This window comes from Halomonas sp. M20 (genome assembly GCF_020622265.1).
Taxonomy (GTDB): Bacteria; Pseudomonadota; Gammaproteobacteria; order Pseudomonadales; family Halomonadaceae; genus Modicisalibacter.
Map to the genome: position 1 here is coordinate 1 of NZ_JACNMQ010000010.1, position 19,565 is coordinate 19,565.

A 19,565-nucleotide genomic window follows, 5' to 3' on the forward strand; every position below is an offset into this window, starting at 1 on the left:
ACCGTTTACGCCTGACGACCATAGCGAGCGGGTCCCACCTGACCCCATGCCGAACTCAGCAGTGAAACCGCTCAGCGCCGATGGTAGTGTGGGGTCTCCCCATGTGAGAGTAGGTCATCGTCAGGCACTTATTGCGAACCCCCAGTCTCCTGAAGACTGGGGGTTTTTGCGTTTTTTATTTGCATTTAGCAGGAAGCATGGTGATGAGCCTACCTAGCGGTAGGCTCGCTTGAAACCAGAAAGAAAGTTTGGCAGAAAGAAAATTTAACAGTGGCCTTGGGCGATCATGGCGTCGGCAACTTTTCGGAAACCGGCAATATTGGCACCAAGTACCAAGTTATTAGGCTGCTCGAACTCTTCAGCGGTCGTGGCACAACGGTGGTGAATGTCTGCCATCACGGTGCGGAGTTTCTTATCGACCTTGGCAAGCGTCCATTGCTGCATGCTGCTGTTCTGTGCCATCTCGAGTTGACTGGTTGCCACGCCACCAGCATTTGCAGCTTTGCCAGGACCATAAGCTATCTGCGCTTTTAACAACCGGCTGACCGCTTCAGCAGTCGATGCCATGTTGGAGCCTTCACTCACGCAGTACACGCCACTTTCCAGTAATGCAATTGCATCGGCCTCGGTGACTTCATTCTGCGTTGCACACGGGAAGGCCAGCTCACCCTTGAGTCGCCAAACCGCATGGCCGTCCTGAGGGTAATCCTTGATATCAATGAACGTCGCCTGAGGGTGATGCTCGACGTATTCTCGCAGGCTGCTGCGCTTTACTTCCTTGAGCAGCTTGAGCGTATCGAGGTCGATCCCTTCCGGGTGATGAATAGTTCCGTTCGAGTCGGAGCAACTTGTGGGCAAGGCGCCTAGCTCAAGGAGTTTTTCGATCGTGTAGATAGCGACATTGCCCGCGCCGGAAACGAGACACGTCTTGCCTTTAATCTCTTCACCTCGCGCCATGAGCATGTCCTGTGCAAAGTAGACGGTGCCGTACCCGGTAGCTTCCTTGCGCCCTAGCGAGCCGCCCCAGTCGAGCCCTTTACCCGTCAATACACCTTCATATTGTCCCGTGAGTCGCTTGTATTGTCCGAACATGTAACCGATTTCGCGACCACCGACGCCAATATCGCCGGCGGGAACGTCGGTGTTAGGGCCGATATGGCGATAGAGCTCGCTCATGAAGGCCTGACAGAAACGCATGATCTCGGTATCCGACTTGCCTTTGGGGTCGAAGTTCGAGCCTCCCTTGCCGCCGCCGATGGGCAGGCCGGTCAGCGCGTTCTTGAATATCTGCTCAAAGCCCAGGAACTTGATGATGCTTGCGTTCACGCTCGAATGAAAGCGAAGCCCTCCTTTGTAGGGGCCTAATGCAGAATTGAACTGGATGCGGTAGCCCTTGTTGACATGTACTTTGCCTGCGTCATCGGTCCAGCAGACCCGAAACATGATCTGGCGTTCGGGCTCGACGATACGCTCGATGATGGCATGATCGTGATAGTAGGGATTTTGTTCGAGAAGGGGACGCAAACAATCGAGTACTTCCTCGGCGGCCTGATAGAATTCTTTTTGAGCCGGGCTGCTTTGGCGAAGCCCAGATAAGGTGTCATGAATGTAGTCCATCGAACCTATCCTGAGATGAGAGTGAAAAGTGATGTAGGCGGACCAATATAATGCATTAGAGGTTATGCACCAAGCGTATACCTTATGCTTGGAAGCGGTGACGCCAATGGCTGGGCGCTCTGGACGTTCAGTCACCGATACCACGGACCCGACGATCACTGTATTCTGCGCCCATATTCAAGCCTGACTGAAGCGAGCTGATGTGATTCCCAATCAATTACTTTTCTATTGCCGCTCGGGCTTTGAAGAAGATCTGAGCGCTGAAATTACCGACAAGGCAGTGTCATTTGGCTATACGGGATACCCCGTAGCACAAAAAAATGATGGTTATATTCGATTCGTGCTGCCCGATGAGCTGCCTGGCAACGAGCTGCACCGGGCCCTCGCTCTCGACACTCTGATTTTTGCTAGGCAATCGCTGCTGGCACTTGCCCCACTTGAGACCTTGACGCGTGACGATCGTCTTTCACCTATTGTCGAGCAGGTAGTTGCCAGTGGCTGGAGCTTTGAGTCGTTATGGCAGGAAACTCCTGACACGAATGAAGCCAAGGCGCTTGCAGGACTGATGAAGGCATTGCAAAGACCCCTGGAATCATTGTTGCGTAAGCGTGGTGCCCTGCGGCGCAAGGCCGGAGGGCGTCGGCTGCATCTGTTCTGGACGCAAGGCAGCAGTGTACAGCTTGGCATGAGTTTTCCCGGCAATCGCAGTGAATATCCGGGTGGCGTCAAACGCCTGCGGTTTCCTCATGATGCCCCCAGTCGCTCGACCCTCAAGCTCGAAGAGGCCTGGCATGTCTTCGTCCCTAAAGAGCAGTGGCCCGAACGTATCTGCCAGGGTATGCAGGCCGCGGATCTGGGGGCAGCGCCGGGAGGGTGGACGTATCAGCTGGTAAAACAGGGCATGTTCGTCTTTGCCATCGACAATGGCCCCATGGACAAAGCGTTGATGGTCACTGGACAAGTCGAGCACTTGCGCGAAGATGGTTTTTCCTGGCAGCCGCCGCAAGCACTCGAGTGGCTGGTGTGCGATATCGTCGACAAACCCATACGGGTCATTGAAATGATTGAGCGCTGGTTGGTGCAACGCTGGTGTCGAGAAGCAATCTTCAATCTCAAGCTGCCCATGAAGCAGCGCTGGAAGGAGGTTTGCCGCTGCTTGACCCGGCTCGAAGAAAGTTTAAGGCAGGCAGGCGTGCTTGCAGAGATGCAAGGCAAACAGCTGTATCATGACCGAGAAGAGATCACCGTGCATGTACGACTACTGGATTGAGATGCTCGCGTCCGTAGTCTTTCTCGCATTCATGGATGTTCGTAGGCGGTCACGCGCTCTTCTTCCGTCAGCAAGGGAAGAAGACGCTGCATGACATGTGCCCGGGCGCTGCTTCGCTGCCACTCTTTCCAGGCGCGTAGATCCCGCCATAGCGTAATCAGTAATCGATGTTCCGAACGCTGATACTCCTGCAGGCTTTCTCCAGCAATGAAGCCGGGCGCGCTCATGGCGGCGCGAACGACCTCTCTTGCTGCCTGCTCGTATTCTTCTTCGAGCCCGTGCATGATGCGGCGCTCAATGATTATCTTTACCATGCTATCGATTTATCCATTCATTCATCTACCATTGCCGGAGGTAAGCCATGAGCAATTTCCCCGATTTCGATGCCGAGCTGGACACGTCGGGGCTGTACTGCCCTGAACCCATCATGCTGATGCACAACCAGGTCCGCGATATGCAAGGTGGAAGCGTGCTCAAGGTCATTGCTACCGATCCCGCCACCACTCGGGATATACCCAAGTTCTGCAGCTTTCTGGGTCACGAATTGCTGATACAGCACGAAAGCGATGACTGCTATCTCTACTTTATTCGACTTTGTTGATTCATTCAGATCGAACCTTTTCTTAGTCGTCGGTCGCCACCATGCATGCCAGTGCTTCCAGGGTGGCCGGATCTTCCTGGCGGATGCGATTGGCAATGGCTCGCTGAAAAAAGTAGACGACGGGATGTCGACTATGCCCCGGATAAAGACAGTCGTCGCTAGCCAGCACGGGGTATGAGTCGACAAGTGTCGAGTCGACCAGAAGCGACTCCACGCTGCCGTTGCTGTATAGGCGCCAGCCGAATACCTGCTTGAGCTGCCATGGGCCTTCATCGTCGTTCAGACACAGGGCATGGGTTCCGAGGGTATCGGGTATCTGCTGTAGCAAGGTGGGTTCGCTGGTTTCCTCGTAGTCAAAATACGCCGCTGCATGCTCGAGTTCGAACACCTTGTGTTCGGGGGCGCTATGAAACATCTCATCGGTTTCGGGATCGCGGTAGCCGGCGAAACACCCCTGCTCGCAGTCGTCCAGATCGTGGCAGGGGGTGAGGGCCTCCATCCAGGGTACCAGACCCACGACTTCGCCATCCTCGCGCAACCCCCATGCCAGGAGCGGCATTCCGTAGAGGGTCTTCGTATCCGAGGACAGATGATAAAGCATTTCGAGCCCATCCAATTCCGGTGCCAACCGTACCAGACGGCGCTTGGCCCTTAGCCGGTGACGCATCGCATCCAGATCGATGACTTGGGCGGTGCGGGGGGACTGTGGGATTCCCATGACAACCCTCCTAGACAGCATTGATTCGGCTTTGGCCTTGCTTGATTAACTATTAGCACAGCTCGATACGCAAAGTTAAGCCCCTGCATCATTCTCGGCTTTGGGCATTAGGTTGCAACTGCGCCACACATCCTGCCAGAGTTTTACATGGTGCTGTATTACTTGATTAAATTGTTGCCAGGGTGCAGCGGGCTCGGTAGGCGATAACCAATGTTTACGATACTCATCGATGGCCGGCAGCGATACCGAATGAGCGTTCAGTAACGCGTCGATGGCGGAGAGCCACTGCCGGGATGTACGAGACAACGTGGCCAGATAAGGTTGAACTTCGGTTATGAACGTGGCGATGAAGATGTCGTACAAGCGATCAGCATCGGGATTGCTGTGGTTCTTGTAACAGATCGGACGCTCTGCCAACCGGGCTTCTAGCAGGGCAGTCGTTTCGGTAAGTCGCTGGGTGGCCAGCATCAAACTGCGCAGTATTTCAGCCGTCAGCGGCTCGCGCTGCAGGGTGTATAAATGAGATTCCAGCGTGCTGGACTGGGTCGTCCAGCTCGGGTTGAACTGGTTGAGCGTGACATGACGCAGATAGTTAAGCGCGGCAAGGGATTCCGTCAAAGGAATTGTAGCTTCCGGTGCCAAGGGGCTGCTGACTCGGGAAAAACTGGCGACCCATTCTCTGGAGCCGAACAGCGCATTCCAGCTTGCCGAAGGCAATTGCGACGTTTTGGTTCTAGTCAGGTCGAGCAGACGTTGACGATCTTCTTCATCAAGGCGTGTCACCGCATCGGTATTCCAGCAACCACGCAGCTTGCGCCAGAGTGCAAGCTCATACAGCCAGTGCTGACTGGGTGCAGCCATCTTGCCTAATTGATTGTTGCGCCGGGCAACCAGCGATGTGATACCGCATTCGCGTAGCGCATAGACATCCAGCATGCCTTGGCGCAGGTCGGGAATATCGAACAAGCGTTCATCCCGAGCCGGAAAGGCGGCAATGTTATCGGGCTGCCGGGGTGAGGGGACGTCGACCTCAAGACCGTTGCCGATGCGTTGCTGATAGTCGACGAATAGCGCATCGGCGCCAACTCTATCGTCGCAGCCAGCAGACATGATCAACAGCATTAATATCGATGCGCCAAGAAGATACGGTCTAACTCTGGGGAACCTGTCGTGTGCCATCGGCAACACTCCTGCTGACGCGTTTCAGGCGCCAGCCCAACAATAGTGCCGATACTGTGAGGCCGGCGATCAATCCTATCCAGTAACCATACACCCCCAGGGGATCGACAAACCCAGGAATACCCACGGTTCCCAGCAGGTGACCGCTGCCTAGCCCCATTAGCCAGTAGGAAAGAAGGGTGATCACCATGATGATGCGGGTGTCCTTGTAGCCGCGCAGGGCGCCTGCCATGTTGACCTGTAGAGAATCCGATACCTGATAGATCATGGCGAGATAGATTAGAGACAGCGCCAGCGACTGCACGTTCTGATTGGCCGTATAGAGTTCGAGCACGGGTCTTGCGGTCAACCATAGAATCCCATCGTTCAGCAGGGCTATCAGCAGGCATACGAACAACCCGTTCCAGGCCACGAAGCGGGCCCGCTCCGGGTCGCCCATGCCCAGGGTATTGCCCACGCGCACGGTAAGAGCCATGGCCAGGGACAAGGGCAGCATGAACAGCACGGAGGTATAATTGAGCGCCACCTGATGGGCTGCCACGGTGATTTCGCCAAGACTCGCGACAAGTAGTGCGATCAGAGTGAACAGGGTCACTTCGACGAAGATGGCGACCCCGATCGGTAGGCCAACGTGTAGAAGCTCCTTCATCATCGCCCAGTAGGGGCGCGTCAATGCTTGCCATAGCACCACTGGCGCGTAGGCTCGGCTGCGCTTCGTATACAGCAGCATGGCCAGGCACATGGCCCACATGGATAGCGCCGTGGCAATACCGCAGCCAACGGCGCCCAGGGCGGGCAGGGCTCTGAGCCCAGTAGGCACGAACTCGCCGAACAGTGCTACCAGGCCATCGCCACCGTAGATCAGTAAGTAGTTGCTGGGAATATTGATGCCGAGTCCAATCAGGCTGATCCACAAGGCCGGGCGTGTATGATTCATGCCGTCCGAGTAGGCGCGTAGTGCTTGATAAAGAGCGACCCCTGGCATGCCGAAGGCGACCGCTGCCAGATAGGCAGAGGAGAGCTCGGTAACCCGAGTCGGCACCTCCATGAGTCGAAAGATCGGCTCGATCGCAAACCACAGCATCAAGGCAGCAAGAATGCCGAGGGCGATACTCAGCCAAAGCGCTTGATGCACATAGGGTCGAATGCGTTCGCTGCGCTTACCACCCAACAGTTGTGCGACGATAGGCGTCAGACCGATCAGGGTGCCGGTGATGAACAGCATCAGCGGCAACCACAGACTGGAACCGACGGATACTGCCGCCAGATCGGTCGCACTGACCCGGCCGGACATGATCACATCGGTAACGCCCATCCCGGACTGGGCAAGCTGGGCCCCACAGATAGGCATGGCCAGTTTCAACAGCGCCGCGCTTTCCAGACGGCTGTACCGTGCCAATGCTGAGATGGACCTTGCCATGCCACTACTCCCGTCCCACCGCCAAGAAGGCGCTATGTTAGCAACTACCCTGGGTTCCCGCTCGTGTACCCGGTTCGTATAATGGCGATATGCATTCACATTCCGTTTACCACTGTTCAAATGACCTCATCGCGCTATTCGATGGGGTTTTTCGCGATACCTACCGGACCTGTCTCGTCCGAGGTGATGACGAGCCACTCTATTTGCCCGCGGATTCAGAGCACGGGTGCCATCGCATCATCTTTGCCCATGGATTTTTTGCCAGCGCCTTGCACGAGGTGAGCCACTGGTGCATAGCCGGGCCCAGGCGCCGCACGCTCGAGGACTATGGTTACTGGTACCTGCCGGACGGGCGCGATCCGGCTCAACAAGGCATCTTCGAGTCAGTCGAAGTTGCCCCCCAGGCGCTGGAACTGCTATTCACCCACGCCAGCAGTCGGCACTTCGAGGTAAGTATCGACAACCTGAATGGCGAGGTCGTCGACCGGCATGCCTTTCGTTCTCGCGTGCAAGCGCGCGCCGAGCAGTATCGCATCGAGGGTTTGCCTCAGCGTGCAGAGGCTTTTCGTCGCACGCTGGAGGCGTACTATCGCTTCCATTCGGCGCGGGAGGCGGCCATCGCCAAGGGGTGGGCCTATCTGACGCCGACTCCATGAGGAGGGCATATTGTCACGGTCAAAGATTAATAGGTTCTGAGTGTTGTTGTTGATGCGTAATGAAAGTATAAATAGAATGATTCGCAATTATCTTACGAGCAACAACTGCAACCGCCGTTTACAAAACAAGGGAAATCCATGTCTTCTGCACGAAAACTGCTTGTGACTACCCTGGCAGCGTCAGGTGCTTTTGCCGGAACGCTTGCCGCCAGCATGGCAAATGCCCAAGACGATTCTGGTGAAGTCAACGTCTATTCCTACCGCCAGCCCTTTCTGATCGAGCCCTTTCTCAAGGAGTTCACTGAGGAAACAGGCATCGACACCAACATCATCTTTGGCGACAAGGGGCTTACCGAGCGTCTCAAGCGAGAAGGGCGTAACTCTCCTGCGGATGTAGTGTTGACGGTGGATATCGGGCGTCTGCAAGAGTTGGTAGACCAGGAAGTGACCCAGCCCATCGACGACGAGACCATCGAGTCCAATATTCCCGAGCAGTACTTCGGTGAAAATAACGAATGGGTAGGGCTGACCAGTCGCGCCCGTATATTCTTCACCAGTGTCGAGCGCATGGAGCCCGGCGAGATCGAGACCTACGAAGATCTCGCGGATCCGCGCTTCGAGGGCCGTATCTGTACCCGGCCCGCGTCAAATGCCTACAACGTTGCCCTGGTCGCTTCGATGATTGCCGAGCATGGTGAAGAAGAGACCAAGAAGTGGCTCGAGGGCTTCAAGAGCAATCTGGCACGCAAGCCCCAAGGCAACGATCGGGCCCAGGTAAAGGCCATTCGTGATGGGGTATGCGACATCGCCATCGGCAATACCTACTACTACGGTAAGATGATGGAGGATGAAGAGCAGCGCTCCTGGGCCGAGGCCGCACGCATCGAATTCCCCAATCAGGATGGTCGTGGCACCCACGTCAATATTTCCGGCATGGCATTGGCCAAGCACGCGCCCAACGAAGAAAACGCCTATGAATTGATGCGCTTTCTGACCGAAAAGACCGCTCAGTCGATGTACGCGGACGTCAACTACGAGTATCCGCTCAATCCTGACGTGGAGCCTTCCGAGACCGTGGCTTCCTGGGGCGACTTCAAGGCCGACGACGTTTCTCTGGCGGAAGTATCGTCGCTACGCCGGCGCGCCACCGAATTGATCAACGAGGTCGGTTTCGACAACTGATTTCCTGGGTCGCACAGGTGCCATCATCCTAACGCTCAAGGCTGCCGATCCGTTCGGCAGCCTGTTTTTTGCTGTAACCATTGAAAAGTTACAAAAAGTTCGTGGAATAGCCTGTTTTCGGGTTCGCTAAACGGTCAATCAAGGGAGGCGCTGAATGAAGGGTACGGTGATCGCCACAGACGAGTTTGTCGAACGCCGGAACACTGTCTCCTCGAAACGGATCGGCACCCACTGGGGCTGGTTCATCACCGCCTGGTCTGTGGCAGCACTGGTGGTATTGCCGGTAATCGCGGTCATCTTCCTGGCATTTACCGGTAACGATGGCGGGGGGAGTGTCTGGGCGCACCTGGCTGAAACGGTGCTGCCGGGCTATATCGCCACCAGTCTCAAGCTGATGGTGGGCGTTGCGCTGCTTACCGGAAGTATCGGTGTGATCACCGCCTGGCTGGTCACGATGTATCAGTTCCCGTTGCGCCGCTTCTATGAGTGGTCGTTACTGCTGCCCTTTGCGGTGCCAGCCAATGTCATCGCTTATGTCTATACCGACGTTCTCGAATATGCCGGCCCGTTGCAGAATATATTGCGCGACCTGTTCGGCTGGAATTCCCCTAGAGATTACTGGTTCCCCGAGATAAGAAGTCTCGGCGGCGCCGTGGTCATGCTCTCGCTGGTGCTTTACCCCTATGTATTCATGCTGGCCCGCGCTGCGTTTCTCGAGCAGTCGGCAGCCTTGAGAGACGTCAGCCGTACGCTGGGCTGCAATGGCTTTCAAAGTTTTTGGCGGGTTGCATTACCCAGCGCCAGACCCGCTATCGCCGTTGGCCTGGCATTGAGCCTGATGGAAGCACTCAACGATTTCGGCACCGTGGATTATTTTGCCGTACGCACCATGACCGCAGGTATCTTCAATGTATGGTTGAACATGGGCAGCGTCCGTGGCGCTGCGCAGATCGCTTTGTGCTTGATGGTGTTCATCGTGGGACTGATCTGGATCGAGCGGCATGCTCGGCGGCGTCAGCGTCAATTCAGCAAGGGCGATCAGTTTCGCTGCTACCGACGTCCTCGCCTGACGACGGGCTGGGGGTGGCTGGCCTCACTGGCCTGCTTCCTGCCTTTCGGCCTGGGCTTCGTTTTCCCGGTGGGTGTACTGACACGCCATGCCATCGTCTATTTCGAGCAATCCTGGACCGATCGCTTCGTCGAATACGCGTTCAACAGCTTTACGCTATCGATCACCGCCGCGCTGCTGACGCTGATCATTGGAGTACTGCTGGCCTATGCCAAGCGGCTCGATCGGACCCGTTCCGTACAGCACGCCCTCAAGCTATCGAGCTTGGGCTATGCAATGCCTGGTGCCGTCATCGGTATTGGGGTGTTGATTCCACTGGCAGGATTCGACAACGCCTTTGACGGCCTCATGCGCGATACTTTTGGGGTCAGTACCGGCCTGCTGCTGACCGGCTCCATGGTCGCCATCATCATCGCTTACGTGGTCAGATTCCTGGCGGTCTCCGCTGGCGCCATCGAAGCGAGTCTGGACAAGGTAACGCCATCGATGGACATGGCGTCGCGCTCCCTGGGTGAGAACTCCCTGCGTACGCTGTGGCGCGTACACTTGCCGCTAATTCGCCCAGGTTTATTGACGGCGGCGCTCGTGGTGTTCGTCGATGCCATGAAAGAGTTGCCCGCGACACTGCTGCTACGCCCGTTCAACTTCGATACCCTGGCGACCAATGTCTATCAATACGCCTCGGATTCGCTACTCGAAATGGCCGCGTTACCGGCGCTGGTCATTGTGGTGGTGGGGGTGCTTCCAGTCATCATCATTTCACGCACCATCGTGGCAAGCCGCAAGGAAGTGTAGCGCACAGGCTTGAATTTTTTGGGAAAAGAGTCAAGGTAGTAATTGGTAACAGTAAAATGTTGGTAGAAAGACGTTTTGGTCCAAGGAGGGAAAATGCTACATCGCATCGGAGCCATTCTTGCCATCCTGGCATCGCTTTGGGCACTCATCGCATCCGGTATCTCGCTCTATCTGGGCGCCGACGTGGGGGTGCAGGCCGATCCTACGGAAGTGACCGTGGCCGGCCTGGGCTGGCTGGAGACAGGCGTCGCGCTGATTGCCCTGGTCGTGGCGGCGATCACGCTATTCGGCAAGAGTCCATATATTGGCTTGGCCTTGGCGGTCATTGGCGTGATCGGTGTGGTCGTTTCCAGCAGTGCCAACATCGCTTTCATGGCTACCGTGGCAGTGGGCGGATTCATGGCCTTTATGGGACGTCGCCATGCTCAACGTCATCGGGGTAAGGAACTGCCCTAGCGCTAGATCGGATTCTCGTTCATTCTGCCTCACTGAGGCGCTGGTGCAGGTATAGCATGACCTGCACCTCGTGCTCCGGGCGCAGCGGCTCCAGCCCCAACTCGCCAAACAGGTCATTACGTGCTCGCGCCCAATCGCCACCAGCCATATCCGGATAGAGACTTTCCGCAGGCGCCAGCTCGACGAAGGGATCGACGCCGAAATCGTCGAACAAGCGCGACAGGGCCGCCTCGTCGTCGCTCACCCCGGCGGTATAAAGTGTCGTGCTGTAGTAATCGCCTTCGAGCTCTCGCAGCACATCCAGGGGGCTGACACCGAAGGTACGCAGCTCTTCCAAGCTGTAATCCCCCAGTTTGAGCAGCTCGTCATCCAGCCAGTCGTCATCGGGTTGAATGAGGGTGTGTTTGATCTGGCCATCCGGCAGCGCCCAGGCAATAGCCAGCGGCAATGCATCGTCTTCGCCGGTCTCGACGGCAATGAAACCAGGGAAATCGCTCATGAGGGTGTCTCCAGGCGAAAGAAGCGGCGTGCCGTCGCGGTGGTGGCGCGGGCCAGTTCGGTTTCATCGGTGCCGCGCCAGTGGGCAATCTCTTTCACTATCCAGGGCAGCAGGGCGGGTTCATGGCGCCGGCCCTTGAGTTTGGCGGGCAGGTTGCGCGGCAGCAGGTAAGGGCAGTCCGTTTCCACCATCAGCCGTTGCAAAGGGATGTCGCCAAGCAGCTCGCGCAGATGGTGGCCGCGTCGTTCATCGCAGAGCCAGCCGGTGAGTCCAATGTGCAGGTCCAGGTCAAGATAGCCGTGCAGGGTCTGGCGCTCGCCGGTAAAACAGTGAACCACTGCGTCTGCGATATCGTCCCGCCAAGCTCGCAGTATTTCCAGCATGCGTTTGCCCGCATCCCGCTCATGAATGAATAGCGGAAGCCCGCTTTCCACCGCCAGCCCCAGCTGCGCCTCGAACGCACGCTCTTGATCAGAGGGCGTGGAGAAGTTGCGATTGAAATCGAGCCCGCACTCGCCGACGGCGACGGTTTCCGGCTGCTCATGCAGCTCCCGCATTGCGTGCCCGAGCGCTGCACTCCAGCCACTGGCGTCGTGGGGGTGCACCCCGGCCGTAGCGTAGAGCCCGGGCGTTCTCTTCGCCAACTCGACCGCCTGCTCGGCATGTTCGAGATCCGTGCCGGTAAGAATGAGGGTCGTGACATTGGCGGCCCGTGCTCTGGCAATCACCGCCTTCAGGTCCTCGGCAAAGCTTTGATGGGTCAGATTGGCGCCAATATCCACCAGTTCCGCAGGGGCGGTGAAACGGAGCGCTTGCGGTAGAAATTCATCGACGGTAGTGGGGGGCGAAGACAAGATGCGACTCCTGGCATGATGGGCAAGGCATTGTAACGCTTCCGGACGGGCCACAGTAGCCAGGTCATGGGTTACACTAGGCGGCTTGAAATATTGGCGAGCGAGGTAGGTGTGTGACGTTGTTACGTCTGGAACAGTTGCAGTTGGCTTACGGCCCCCAGGTGCTGCTCGACGGTGCCGATCTGGTGTTGGAGCGAGGCGAGCGTCTGGCGCTGGTGGGGCGTAACGGCACCGGCAAGTCCACGCTACTGGGGCTGGTGTCGGGAGACAATCAGCCAGATGGCGGACTGATCTGGCGAGCGCCTGGGCTACGTATCGGCGTACTGGAACAGGATCTGCCTGCGGCCAGTGGCATGACCATTTTCGATATCGTGGCCCAGGGGCTGCCCCAGGCCGGTTCGTTGCTGGCGGAGTATCATCATCTGATTCAGTCTCCAGATCCGGACATGGATCGGATGGCCCAGCTACAGACACGAATAGAAGCCATTGACGGCTGGTCGTTCCATCAGCGTATCGACACTGTCTTGACCAAGCTCGGCCTACCCGCGGATGGCGCCATGAGCGATCTGTCCGGCGGTTGGCGCCGGCGGGTCGCCCTGGCGCGGGCGCTGGTGTCGGAGCCGGATCTGTTGCTATTGGATGAGCCCACCAACCACCTGGACCTGGACACCATCACCTGGCTTGAAGAGCAGCTGTTGGCGTTTTCCGGCGCGGTGCTGTTCATTACCCACGACCGGACATTTCTTTCGCGCTTGGCCACGGGCATTCTCGAACTCGATCGCGGTCGCCTGGGGCGCTATCCTGGCAACTACGGCCGCTATCAAGAGCAAAAAACCCACGAGCTCGAGATCGAAGCCCGGGAGAACGCCGAGTTCGACAAGAAGCTGGCCCAGGAAGAAACCTGGATACGTCAGGGTATCAAGGCGCGACGGACCCGCAACGAAGGCCGAGTGCGCGCCTTGCAGAAGATGCGTTCGGAACGCTCTCAGCGCCGTGAACGGCAAGGGCGCGCGACGATCAATGTCGATACCGGCGAGCGTAGCGGCAAGCGCGTCGTCGAGTTGAGTGGCGTCAGCCAGCGCTTCGGCGATGATTGGGTAATTCGCGATCTGGATCTGGAAATACAGCGGGGCGATCGTGTCGGTCTGATTGGGCGCAACGGGGCCGGCAAGACCACGTTGCTCAAGATCCTTCTGGGGGAGCTTGCGCCGAGCGAAGGCAAGGTGCGCTTGGGCACCAACATGAAAGTGGCGTACTTCGATCAGCTGCGGGCCGGTCTCGAACTGGAAAAGACCGTGTATGACAACGTGGCCCAGGGTAGCGATCGGGTCAGCGTTGGCGGCAAGGACAAACACGTCATCAGCTATCTGCAGGATTTCCTTTTCACCCCGGAGCGGGCACGTCAGCCGGTCAAGGCATTGTCCGGCGGCGAGTCGAATCGCCTGCTGCTGGCGAAGCTGTTCACTCAGCCCGCCAATGTGCTGGTGCTCGATGAGCCCACCAACGATCTGGACGTCGAAACCCTGGAACTGCTCGAAGAGCTGCTGCTCGATTTCGACGGCACCTTGTTGCTGGTCTCCCACGACCGTCAGTTCATGGACAACGTCGTCACCGAGGTGCTGGCTTTCGAAGGTGAAGGCAGGGTGCATGAATATGTGGGTGGTTATTCCGACTGGGTGCGTCAAGGCGGCAAGCTGCCGCCGGCCCCCTGGGATTTCGATGCTAACGTCGTCTCGAAGAAGGCCAAGAGCGATACTGGCAGCGAGGTGTCTGCCAATACATCGAAGGCAGCGGCGGAGCCGGCGAGGAAGAAGGGCAGCAAGCTCTCCTATAAGGTGCAGCGCGAACTGGACAGCCTGCCTTCCACCATCGAAGCACTCGAAGCCGAGGTTGCTGCTTTCGAGGCTCAGGTTGGCGATCCCGGGTTTTATCAGCAGGAAGGCGATGATGTCACGCGGGTACTGGAGGCTCTTGCGGCCAAGCAAGCAGAGCTTGATGCGGCCATGGAGCGTTGGATGGAACTGGAGGCGCAGGCCAGTGGTGACGCCAATTCGTGATGGTGGCGTGACTACGACAAGGACCGCCTCTATGGCGGCCCTTGTCAGCGATGGTTTGGCTGTTGCTGGTTATCGGTCGATCTATTCGTAGGTCTCGCCTTCTTTACCCACTCGCACCGCCAGCACATCGCAATGAGCGCCATGAAGTACGCCGGTGGAAGTAGAGCCGAGCAGCAAGGCAAAGCCGTGACGGCCATGAGAACCGACGACGATCAGATCGACGTCGTATTCCCGGGAAAAGCGATGAATTTCGGTGTCCGGCATGCCGACCACCACATGCTGGTCCTCCCGCGGAACGTCATAAGGGTCTGCGATCTCGGCTAGACGCTGTCGGGCATGGTCATCGAGTTGATCCTGAATGCTGGTCAGATCCATGGGAATATCGCCGCCGTAGGCGAAACCCAAGGGTTCCAGCGTATGCATGATGGAGAGCTTGGCGTGATTGCGTCGTGCGATAGGAATGGCACGTTCCAGCACTCTGTGGGAATCCTTGGTCAGATCCACCGCAACCAGCACGTGACGGTATTCATTGCTCATGGCGAGTCTTCCTCTACCGCGGATTGAATGCTTTTACTTTATGCGGAGCGTGTAGGATACACAACTGATTCAAATCAATTTTAGGATGCTTAGATGGCGCTATGGCTGATCATACCATTCACCCTGCTGATAATGCTTTCACCATTGATATGGTTACGCCCTTCGCGGCGTGATCGGCGTCTTGGTCAACTGCGACAACAGGCCCACCATTTGGGCGTGGCAGTCAAATTTGCAAAGTCGCCGTTACATAACCCACCAGCAGGCTTGGTCAGCTACCGTTGGCCCTATCAGCAGGATCGCCCAGGGCCTTACTTCGTGCTGGTTCGGGAGACTCATGCGAGTGAGGTATTGAAACCCTTCGATGAAACACAAGGATGGCGTTGGCGTATCGAGCCTCTCCGGCCTGTTACTGGAAAGGCTCGATCGTGTTTGGAGCGAGCGCTTAAAGAACTACCACGCGATGCGCTGGTGCTCGAATCGGAAAGACGTTACCTGACGCTTTGGTGGGAAGAGTCCCAAAGCGTAGAAGCATTCAACGCAAGCCATATCGCCCTGGTCGCCGTTTGCGATGCTCTTGACCTCTCGGTTCAAGATCGTAGCGCAGAGGAGTCATCTTGAGCGAATCAAACGTCGCTGGCTATTTGGGTCTGTATGCGAAGTCCATTTTTCTCGATGCGAGCCAGCAGGTCTTCGAAAAGAGCAATCTCTTCTTGAGTAATGCCATTGAGCATCTCGCTTTTGGCTTCCATCACGATAGCATCGATGCGTTCCAGTAGCGGATCGGCTTTACTGGTAAGGAAGATGCGCTTGGTACGTCGATCGTCGTTACAAGGGCGCCGCTCGATAAGCCCTTGCTCCGTCAGCTGATCCAGGGTGCGTACCAGTGAAGGCGCCTCGACACCGATGGCCCTGGCCAAATCGCACTGTGCTTGACCGCCCCCCATCCGCCATAAGTGATAGAGCGTGACCCAGCGAGTCTGAGTAAGCCCTAGAGGTGCTAGCCGCTCATCAAGAACGGCACGCCAAAGGCGAGGGATACGTGAGAGTTTGAAACCGATGTTTTCTGGCACTGCAGACATTGTCGTTATCACTTCGCATGCTAAATAAGGAAGATTGTCCAAGCCTTGCAATGTCAATGCAAGTGCCGTCAATAAACGCTACTGGTATCCTGGCAGCAGGCGGCGAATATCAAGCCCCGGCACCCCCCCGGGCGCCCGGATGGTTCCATCGGCTTGCATTGCATTTTGCGATTCTTTCGCCACTCTGAAGCGCAATACACCAATGCGCTGTCCCGTGCCAGTCATTACGTCGATGCGCCAATCACCTTGAGCATCACTCGGAAAGTGCTGTTTGTGGGTCCAGGCACGATAGCCTTCATCACGCCCCCCCTTGATGACCAAGGCAATGCGATCGATGAGCTCTCCTTCATGGCGCCATTCATGATAAATCTTCTCCCGTAGACCACGTGGGGCGCGAATCGCTGTATAGGCATAGAGTCCAGAGCGTTCGAGAGCTTGCGTCGTAAGCGCTATCTCACCTCGCGGCTCTCGAGCAGCCCCATCGAAACTCGGTGAGAGTGCCGAGCCGGTCAACCATAGTGTTACGGGCGGCACCCAAGGGCGACTGAGCCAGGCGGCTCCTGCCAACACGGCTATCAAGCCGAGTATGGCCAGCCAGCGCAGTATGCTTCGAGGCTGCATCAAGTGAATCATGCTCGGTATGCTGAAGAACGTGGCAGCCAGCACGGCAAGTTGAAAACTTTGGTCGGTAGTCAGCTTCAACATGATGGGAAGCGTTACCAGTACCACCAGGAATACGCATTGCGCATGGAATATGAAATAAAGCCAGCGGTAGCGCTGCGCCAATCGAAAATAGAGCGGATCGAGAATCGATAACAGCGCACAGCCGGTCATCACTAACGTGAACACTGCCTGTCCGCTGGACCAGACCGTGGTGGCAAGCACAAAGGGCAGAGTAAAGAAAAGCGTTTCCTGATGTATCATCTGGGCAACGAAGGAGGTCACCGTGCCCGGAAGAAGTGTCGATCCACGGCGTGCAAGAAAACGCCCGATCAGGTTCTCGGAAAGGAGCAGCACCCAGGCCACCAGCAACCCAAAGGCCAGTAAGGCGCCCAGGGATTGCTGGCGATCCACCAGGAAAAAGCTCAGCGCCCCCAGCAGGAAGGCGAAAGGCGGCCATAGCCAGGCATAGGGCCGCAGTCGCTCTATCCAGCGCTCGGCGTGCTGATGCAGTGAGATCCAGCGAGAAGAGACGTTGGTGGTCATCGTATATCTGTGCTCGAATCATGAAGTTTCATGCAGCGGCATCTTATCAGCTATACCTTTTGTCTATACGGCGAATAAACGTATCTGCTTGACGCAGACTTCGCACTAACGCAAGCTGACTGCATTCAAACGATTGTATGAAATCTTTCTCTGCCCAACCCCTCGTGGAGATTTCTCGATGATCTATCAAGGCAACGCTCTCTCAGTGGCGAACAATGGCGATGGTGTCGCCATACTCACCCTCGATTTGCAGGGCGAATCCATCAACAAGCTGTCCAGCGCCGTTATTCGGGAGTTGCAGGACGCGATCAAAAATATTCAGGCCGAGCAAGGCTTGCGCGGGTTGATGATCAAAAGTGCCAAGGATGCATTCATCGTTGGCGCGGATATCACCGAGTTCCATGGCATGTTCGCCAAGGACGAGGCGTTCCTGTTCGACATGAATCAGGAAATTCATGCCCTGTTCAATGCTATCGAAGATCTACCGTTTCCGAGCGTTACCGCCATCAACGGTCTTGCACTGGGGGGTGGCTGCGAATTGACGCTGACCACGGACTTTCGCGTGATGGCGGAAAAGGCGCAGATCGGCTTGCCGGAGACCAAGCTCGGCATCGTGCCGGGGTGGGGCGGCTGTGTGCGTCTGCCGCGCTTGGCCGGGGCGGATAATGCCATCGAGTGGATCGCCGGCGGCACCCAGAATAAGGCGGATGCCGCCCTCAAGAACGGTGTCGTCGATGCGGTGGTGCCATTGGAGCGTCTGGAAGCGGCCGCCCTGGATATGCTCACCAAGGCCAACGCGGGTGAATTGAACTATCAGGTACGTCGTGAAGAGAAGCGCGGGCCGCTCAAGCTCAACGCCATCGAGCAGATGATGGCGTTTGAGACCGCCAAGGGCTATGTGGCGGGCAAGGCAGGGCCGCATTATCCGGCGCCGATCGAAGCCATCAAGGTCATCCAGAAGGGCGCCGGCGAGAGTCGCGAACGTGCCCAGGCCATCGAGGCGAAGGCCTTTGCCAAGCTGGCCAAGACCGATGTCTGCTTCAATCTGGTGGGGCTGTTCCTCAACGACCAGCTGGTGAAGAAGAAAGGCAGCAAATACGAGAAGCAGGCGATGGCGGTCGAGCAGACTGCTGTCCTGGGTGCGGGCATCATGGGCGGCGGCATCGCCTACCAGAGTGCCTACAAGGGTACGCCCATCTTCATGAAGGATATAAAGGACAAGGCGATCGAACTTGGTCTCAAGGAGGCGCGCAAGCTGCTTTCCAAGCAGGTGGAGCGGGGCAAGCTGACCACCGAGAAACTGGCCGAGACCCTGAGCAATATTCGCCCGACCCTCTCCTATGGCGATTTTGGCGAAGTCGATCTAGTGGTCGAAGCGGTGGTCGAGAACCCCAAGATCAAGGGCGGGGTACTCGCCGAAGTCGAGAAGCAGGTGGATGAAAAGACCATCCTGACCTCCAACACCTCGACTATCTCGATCACGCAACTTGCCCAGAACCTGACGCGTCCCGAGAACTTCTGCGGTATGCACTTCTTCAACCCGGTGCACAAAATGCCGCTGGTCGAAGTCATACGCGGTGAGAAAAGCGGCGACGCCGCGATCGCCGCTACCGTGGCCTATGCCCGCAAGATGGGCAAGACGCCGATTGTGGTCAACGACTGCCCGGGGTTTCTGGTCAATCGCATACTGTTCCCCTACTTCGGCGGTTTCAGCCTGCTGGTAGAGCAGGGTGCGGATTTCGAGCGCGTCGACAAGGTCATGGAAAAGTTCGGCTGGCCGATGGGGCCGGCCTATCTGCTCGACGTGGTGGGCATGGACACCGCGGTACACGCCAACGAGGTGATGGCGGAAGGTTTCCCGGAGCGCATGGCAAGAGATAGCAAGACTGCCATACAAGTCATGTTCGAGAATGATCGCCTGGGCCAGAAGAACGGCAAGGGCTTCTATGGCTATGAGGAAGATCGCAAGGGCAAGCCGAAGAAGGTCTCCGACGATCAGGCCCATGATCTGGTCAAGCAGGTCGTGGCTGAAAACCACGTGGCCAAAAACCAGGAGTTCAGCGATGAAGAGATCATTGCGCGAATGATGGTGCCCCTGTGCCTGGAGACCGTGCGCTGCCTGGAAGACGACATCGTCGGCACCCCGGCGGAAGCGGATATCGCCTTGATCTATGGTATCGGCTTTCCGCCATTCCGGGGCGGCGCCCTGCGCTATATCGATGCCCAAGGGGTGGCTGAGTTCGTCGCGTTGGCCGACAGGTTGTCCGCCGAGCTGGGACCGCTCTATGCGCCCACGGACAAGCTGCGCGAGATGGCCGAGAAGGGCGAGCGCTTCTACGCCAGCGACGCTCAGTCCACACAGGCATAAAC

At 57.2% G+C, this 19,565-nt stretch carries 19 protein-coding genes and 1 rRNA gene; 10 read left to right on the top strand and 10 right to left on the bottom strand.

Annotated elements, in window-relative coordinates; genetic code table 11:
* Nucleotides 1–10 precede the first annotated feature (10 nt).
* Nucleotides 11–126 (top strand): 5S ribosomal RNA (gene rrf, locus H7850_RS17580).
* A gap of 138 nt (nucleotides 127–264) precedes the next feature.
* Here rrf and gdhA read toward each other — a convergent pair.
* Entirely contained in the window at nucleotides 265–1,617 is a 1,353-nt protein-coding gene (gdhA, locus tag H7850_RS17585) for an NADP-specific glutamate dehydrogenase (protein ID WP_227370874.1), read from the bottom strand.
* Nucleotides 1,618–1,819: 202 nt separating this feature from the next.
* Between gdhA and rlmM the strand changes: the two genes are divergently transcribed.
* The gene (gene rlmM, locus H7850_RS17590; RefSeq protein ID WP_227370792.1) at nucleotides 1,820–2,887 is read left to right on the top strand and encodes a 23S rRNA (cytidine(2498)-2'-O)-methyltransferase RlmM; all 1,068 of its coding nucleotides are present in this window, start codon (nucleotides 1,820–1,822) and stop codon (nucleotides 2,885–2,887) included.
* 29 nt (nucleotides 2,888–2,916) lie between these two features.
* Here the strand turns inward: rlmM and H7850_RS17595 are convergent, their stop codons facing one another.
* Nucleotides 2,917–3,201: an antibiotic biosynthesis monooxygenase family protein gene (locus tag H7850_RS17595; protein WP_227370793.1), complete on the bottom strand. Its 285-nt coding sequence runs from the start codon at nucleotides 3,199–3,201 to the stop codon at nucleotides 2,917–2,919.
* A 47-nt stretch (nucleotides 3,202–3,248) separates the two neighbouring features.
* Here H7850_RS17595 and tusA point away from each other — a divergent pair, with 47 nt between their 5' ends.
* Nucleotides 3,249–3,488 (top strand): sulfurtransferase TusA, encoded by a 240-nt coding sequence (tusA, locus tag H7850_RS17600; RefSeq protein WP_227370794.1) that lies wholly within the window; start codon nucleotides 3,249–3,251, stop codon nucleotides 3,486–3,488.
* Between the two features lie 22 nt (nucleotides 3,489–3,510).
* Here the strand turns inward: tusA and H7850_RS17605 are convergent, their stop codons facing one another.
* The 3 genes from H7850_RS17605 to H7850_RS17615 form a co-directional block, all read right to left on the bottom strand.
* Nucleotides 3,511–4,206, bottom strand: a complete 696-nt coding sequence (locus H7850_RS17605) for a hypothetical protein (RefSeq protein ID WP_227370795.1) — start codon at nucleotides 4,204–4,206, stop codon at nucleotides 3,511–3,513.
* A gap of 75 nt (nucleotides 4,207–4,281) precedes the next feature.
* Complete coding sequence (locus H7850_RS17610) at nucleotides 4,282–5,385, bottom strand: DUF3080 domain-containing protein (protein ID WP_227370796.1); 1,104 nt, start codon at nucleotides 5,383–5,385, stop codon at nucleotides 4,282–4,284.
* Nucleotides 5,357–6,805 (bottom strand): MATE family efflux transporter, encoded by a 1,449-nt coding sequence (locus tag H7850_RS17615; RefSeq protein ID WP_227370797.1) that lies wholly within the window; start codon nucleotides 6,803–6,805, stop codon nucleotides 5,357–5,359. The genes H7850_RS17610 and H7850_RS17615 overlap by 29 nt, the downstream gene beginning before the upstream one ends.
* 89 nt (nucleotides 6,806–6,894) lie before the next feature.
* On the opposite strand from H7850_RS17615, the gene H7850_RS17620 reads away from it, so the two are divergent.
* The 4 genes from H7850_RS17620 to H7850_RS17635 all read left to right on the top strand — a co-directional run bounded on the left by H7850_RS17620 (nucleotide 6,895) and on the right by H7850_RS17635 (nucleotide 10,963).
* Nucleotides 6,895–7,461 carry an elongation factor P hydroxylase gene (locus H7850_RS17620; protein ID WP_227370798.1) on the top strand — a complete coding sequence of 189 codons (567 nt, stop codon included), beginning with the start codon at nucleotides 6,895–6,897 and terminating at the stop codon, nucleotides 7,459–7,461.
* A gap of 138 nt (nucleotides 7,462–7,599) precedes the next feature.
* Nucleotides 7,600–8,643, top strand: coding sequence for a Fe(3+) ABC transporter substrate-binding protein (locus H7850_RS17625; RefSeq protein WP_227370799.1), 1,044 nt, complete (start codon nucleotides 7,600–7,602; stop codon nucleotides 8,641–8,643).
* A 154-nt stretch (nucleotides 8,644–8,797) separates the two neighbouring features.
* Nucleotides 8,798–10,507 carry an ABC transporter permease gene (locus tag H7850_RS17630; protein ID WP_227370800.1) on the top strand — a complete coding sequence of 570 codons (1,710 nt, stop codon included), beginning with the start codon at nucleotides 8,798–8,800 and terminating at the stop codon, nucleotides 10,505–10,507.
* A 93-nt stretch (nucleotides 10,508–10,600) separates the two neighbouring features.
* Entirely contained in the window at nucleotides 10,601–10,963 is a 363-nt protein-coding gene (locus H7850_RS17635) for a hypothetical protein (RefSeq protein ID WP_227370801.1), read from the top strand.
* A gap of 19 nt (nucleotides 10,964–10,982) precedes the next feature.
* Here the strand turns inward: H7850_RS17635 and H7850_RS17640 are convergent, their stop codons facing one another.
* The gene (locus H7850_RS17640) at nucleotides 10,983–11,462 is read right to left on the bottom strand and encodes a hypothetical protein (protein WP_227370802.1); all 480 of its coding nucleotides are present in this window, start codon (nucleotides 11,460–11,462) and stop codon (nucleotides 10,983–10,985) included.
* Nucleotides 11,459–12,316, bottom strand: a complete 858-nt coding sequence (locus H7850_RS17645; RefSeq protein WP_227370803.1) for a TatD family hydrolase — start codon at nucleotides 12,314–12,316, stop codon at nucleotides 11,459–11,461. The genes H7850_RS17640 and H7850_RS17645 overlap by 4 nt, the downstream gene beginning before the upstream one ends.
* A gap of 113 nt (nucleotides 12,317–12,429) precedes the next feature.
* On the opposite strand from H7850_RS17645, the gene H7850_RS17650 reads away from it, so the two are divergent.
* Nucleotides 12,430–14,373 carry an ATP-binding cassette domain-containing protein gene (locus H7850_RS17650; protein ID WP_227370804.1) on the top strand — a complete coding sequence of 648 codons (1,944 nt, stop codon included), beginning with the start codon at nucleotides 12,430–12,432 and terminating at the stop codon, nucleotides 14,371–14,373.
* A gap of 81 nt (nucleotides 14,374–14,454) precedes the next feature.
* On the opposite strand, the gene H7850_RS17655 is transcribed toward H7850_RS17650, so the two are convergent.
* Complete coding sequence (locus H7850_RS17655) at nucleotides 14,455–14,910, bottom strand: universal stress protein (protein ID WP_227370805.1); 456 nt, start codon at nucleotides 14,908–14,910, stop codon at nucleotides 14,455–14,457.
* Nucleotides 14,911–15,003: 93 nt separating this feature from the next.
* Between H7850_RS17655 and H7850_RS17660 the strand changes: the two genes are divergently transcribed.
* Nucleotides 15,004–15,528 carry a preprotein translocase subunit YajC gene (locus H7850_RS17660; protein WP_227370806.1) on the top strand — a complete coding sequence of 175 codons (525 nt, stop codon included), beginning with the start codon at nucleotides 15,004–15,006 and terminating at the stop codon, nucleotides 15,526–15,528.
* Between the two features lie 5 nt (nucleotides 15,529–15,533).
* Here H7850_RS17660 and slyA read toward each other — a convergent pair whose 3' ends face one another.
* On the bottom strand, nucleotides 15,534–15,980 hold the full coding sequence (gene slyA / locus H7850_RS17665) for a transcriptional regulator SlyA (protein ID WP_227370875.1): 447 nt from the start codon (nucleotides 15,978–15,980) through the stop codon (nucleotides 15,534–15,536).
* Nucleotides 15,981–16,067: 87 nt separating this feature from the next.
* Complete coding sequence (locus H7850_RS17670) at nucleotides 16,068–17,195, bottom strand: DUF5924 family protein (RefSeq protein ID WP_227370807.1); 1,128 nt, start codon at nucleotides 17,193–17,195, stop codon at nucleotides 16,068–16,070.
* A gap of 178 nt (nucleotides 17,196–17,373) precedes the next feature.
* On the opposite strand from H7850_RS17670, the gene fadB reads away from it, so the two are divergent.
* The gene (gene fadB, locus H7850_RS17675; RefSeq protein WP_227370808.1) at nucleotides 17,374–19,563 is read left to right on the top strand and encodes a fatty acid oxidation complex subunit alpha FadB; all 2,190 of its coding nucleotides are present in this window, start codon (nucleotides 17,374–17,376) and stop codon (nucleotides 19,561–19,563) included.
* Nucleotides 19,564–19,565: the final 2 nt, after the last annotated feature.

Coding starts and splice junctions, on each gene's coding strand:
- H7850_RS17605 (WP_227370795.1), bottom strand. CDS start 4,206: ATGGGAATCCCACAGTCCCCCCGCACCGCCCAAGTCATCGATCTGGAT.
- H7850_RS17660 (WP_227370806.1), top strand. CDS start 15,004: ATGGCGCTATGGCTGATCATACCATTCACCCTGCTGATAATGCTTTCA.
- H7850_RS17635 (WP_227370801.1), top strand. CDS start 10,601: ATGCTACATCGCATCGGAGCCATTCTTGCCATCCTGGCATCGCTTTGG.
- H7850_RS17595 (WP_227370793.1), bottom strand. CDS start 3,201: ATGGTAAAGATAATCATTGAGCGCCGCATCATGCACGGGCTCGAAGAA.
- H7850_RS17655 (WP_227370805.1), bottom strand. CDS start 14,910: ATGAGCAATGAATACCGTCACGTGCTGGTTGCGGTGGATCTGACCAAG.
- H7850_RS17630 (WP_227370800.1), top strand. CDS start 8,798: ATGAAGGGTACGGTGATCGCCACAGACGAGTTTGTCGAACGCCGGAAC.
- H7850_RS17670 (WP_227370807.1), bottom strand. CDS start 17,195: ATGACCACCAACGTCTCTTCTCGCTGGATCTCACTGCATCAGCACGCC.
- H7850_RS17640 (WP_227370802.1), bottom strand. CDS start 11,462: ATGAGCGATTTCCCTGGTTTCATTGCCGTCGAGACCGGCGAAGACGAT.
- gdhA (WP_227370874.1), bottom strand. CDS start 1,617: ATGGACTACATTCATGACACCTTATCTGGGCTTCGCCAAAGCAGCCCG.
- fadB (WP_227370808.1), top strand. CDS start 17,374: ATGATCTATCAAGGCAACGCTCTCTCAGTGGCGAACAATGGCGATGGT.
- tusA (WP_227370794.1), top strand. CDS start 3,249: ATGAGCAATTTCCCCGATTTCGATGCCGAGCTGGACACGTCGGGGCTG.
- H7850_RS17620 (WP_227370798.1), top strand. CDS start 6,895: ATGCATTCACATTCCGTTTACCACTGTTCAAATGACCTCATCGCGCTA.
- H7850_RS17615 (WP_227370797.1), bottom strand. CDS start 6,805: ATGGCAAGGTCCATCTCAGCATTGGCACGGTACAGCCGTCTGGAAAGC.
- H7850_RS17610 (WP_227370796.1), bottom strand. CDS start 5,385: ATGGCACACGACAGGTTCCCCAGAGTTAGACCGTATCTTCTTGGCGCA.
- H7850_RS17625 (WP_227370799.1), top strand. CDS start 7,600: ATGTCTTCTGCACGAAAACTGCTTGTGACTACCCTGGCAGCGTCAGGT.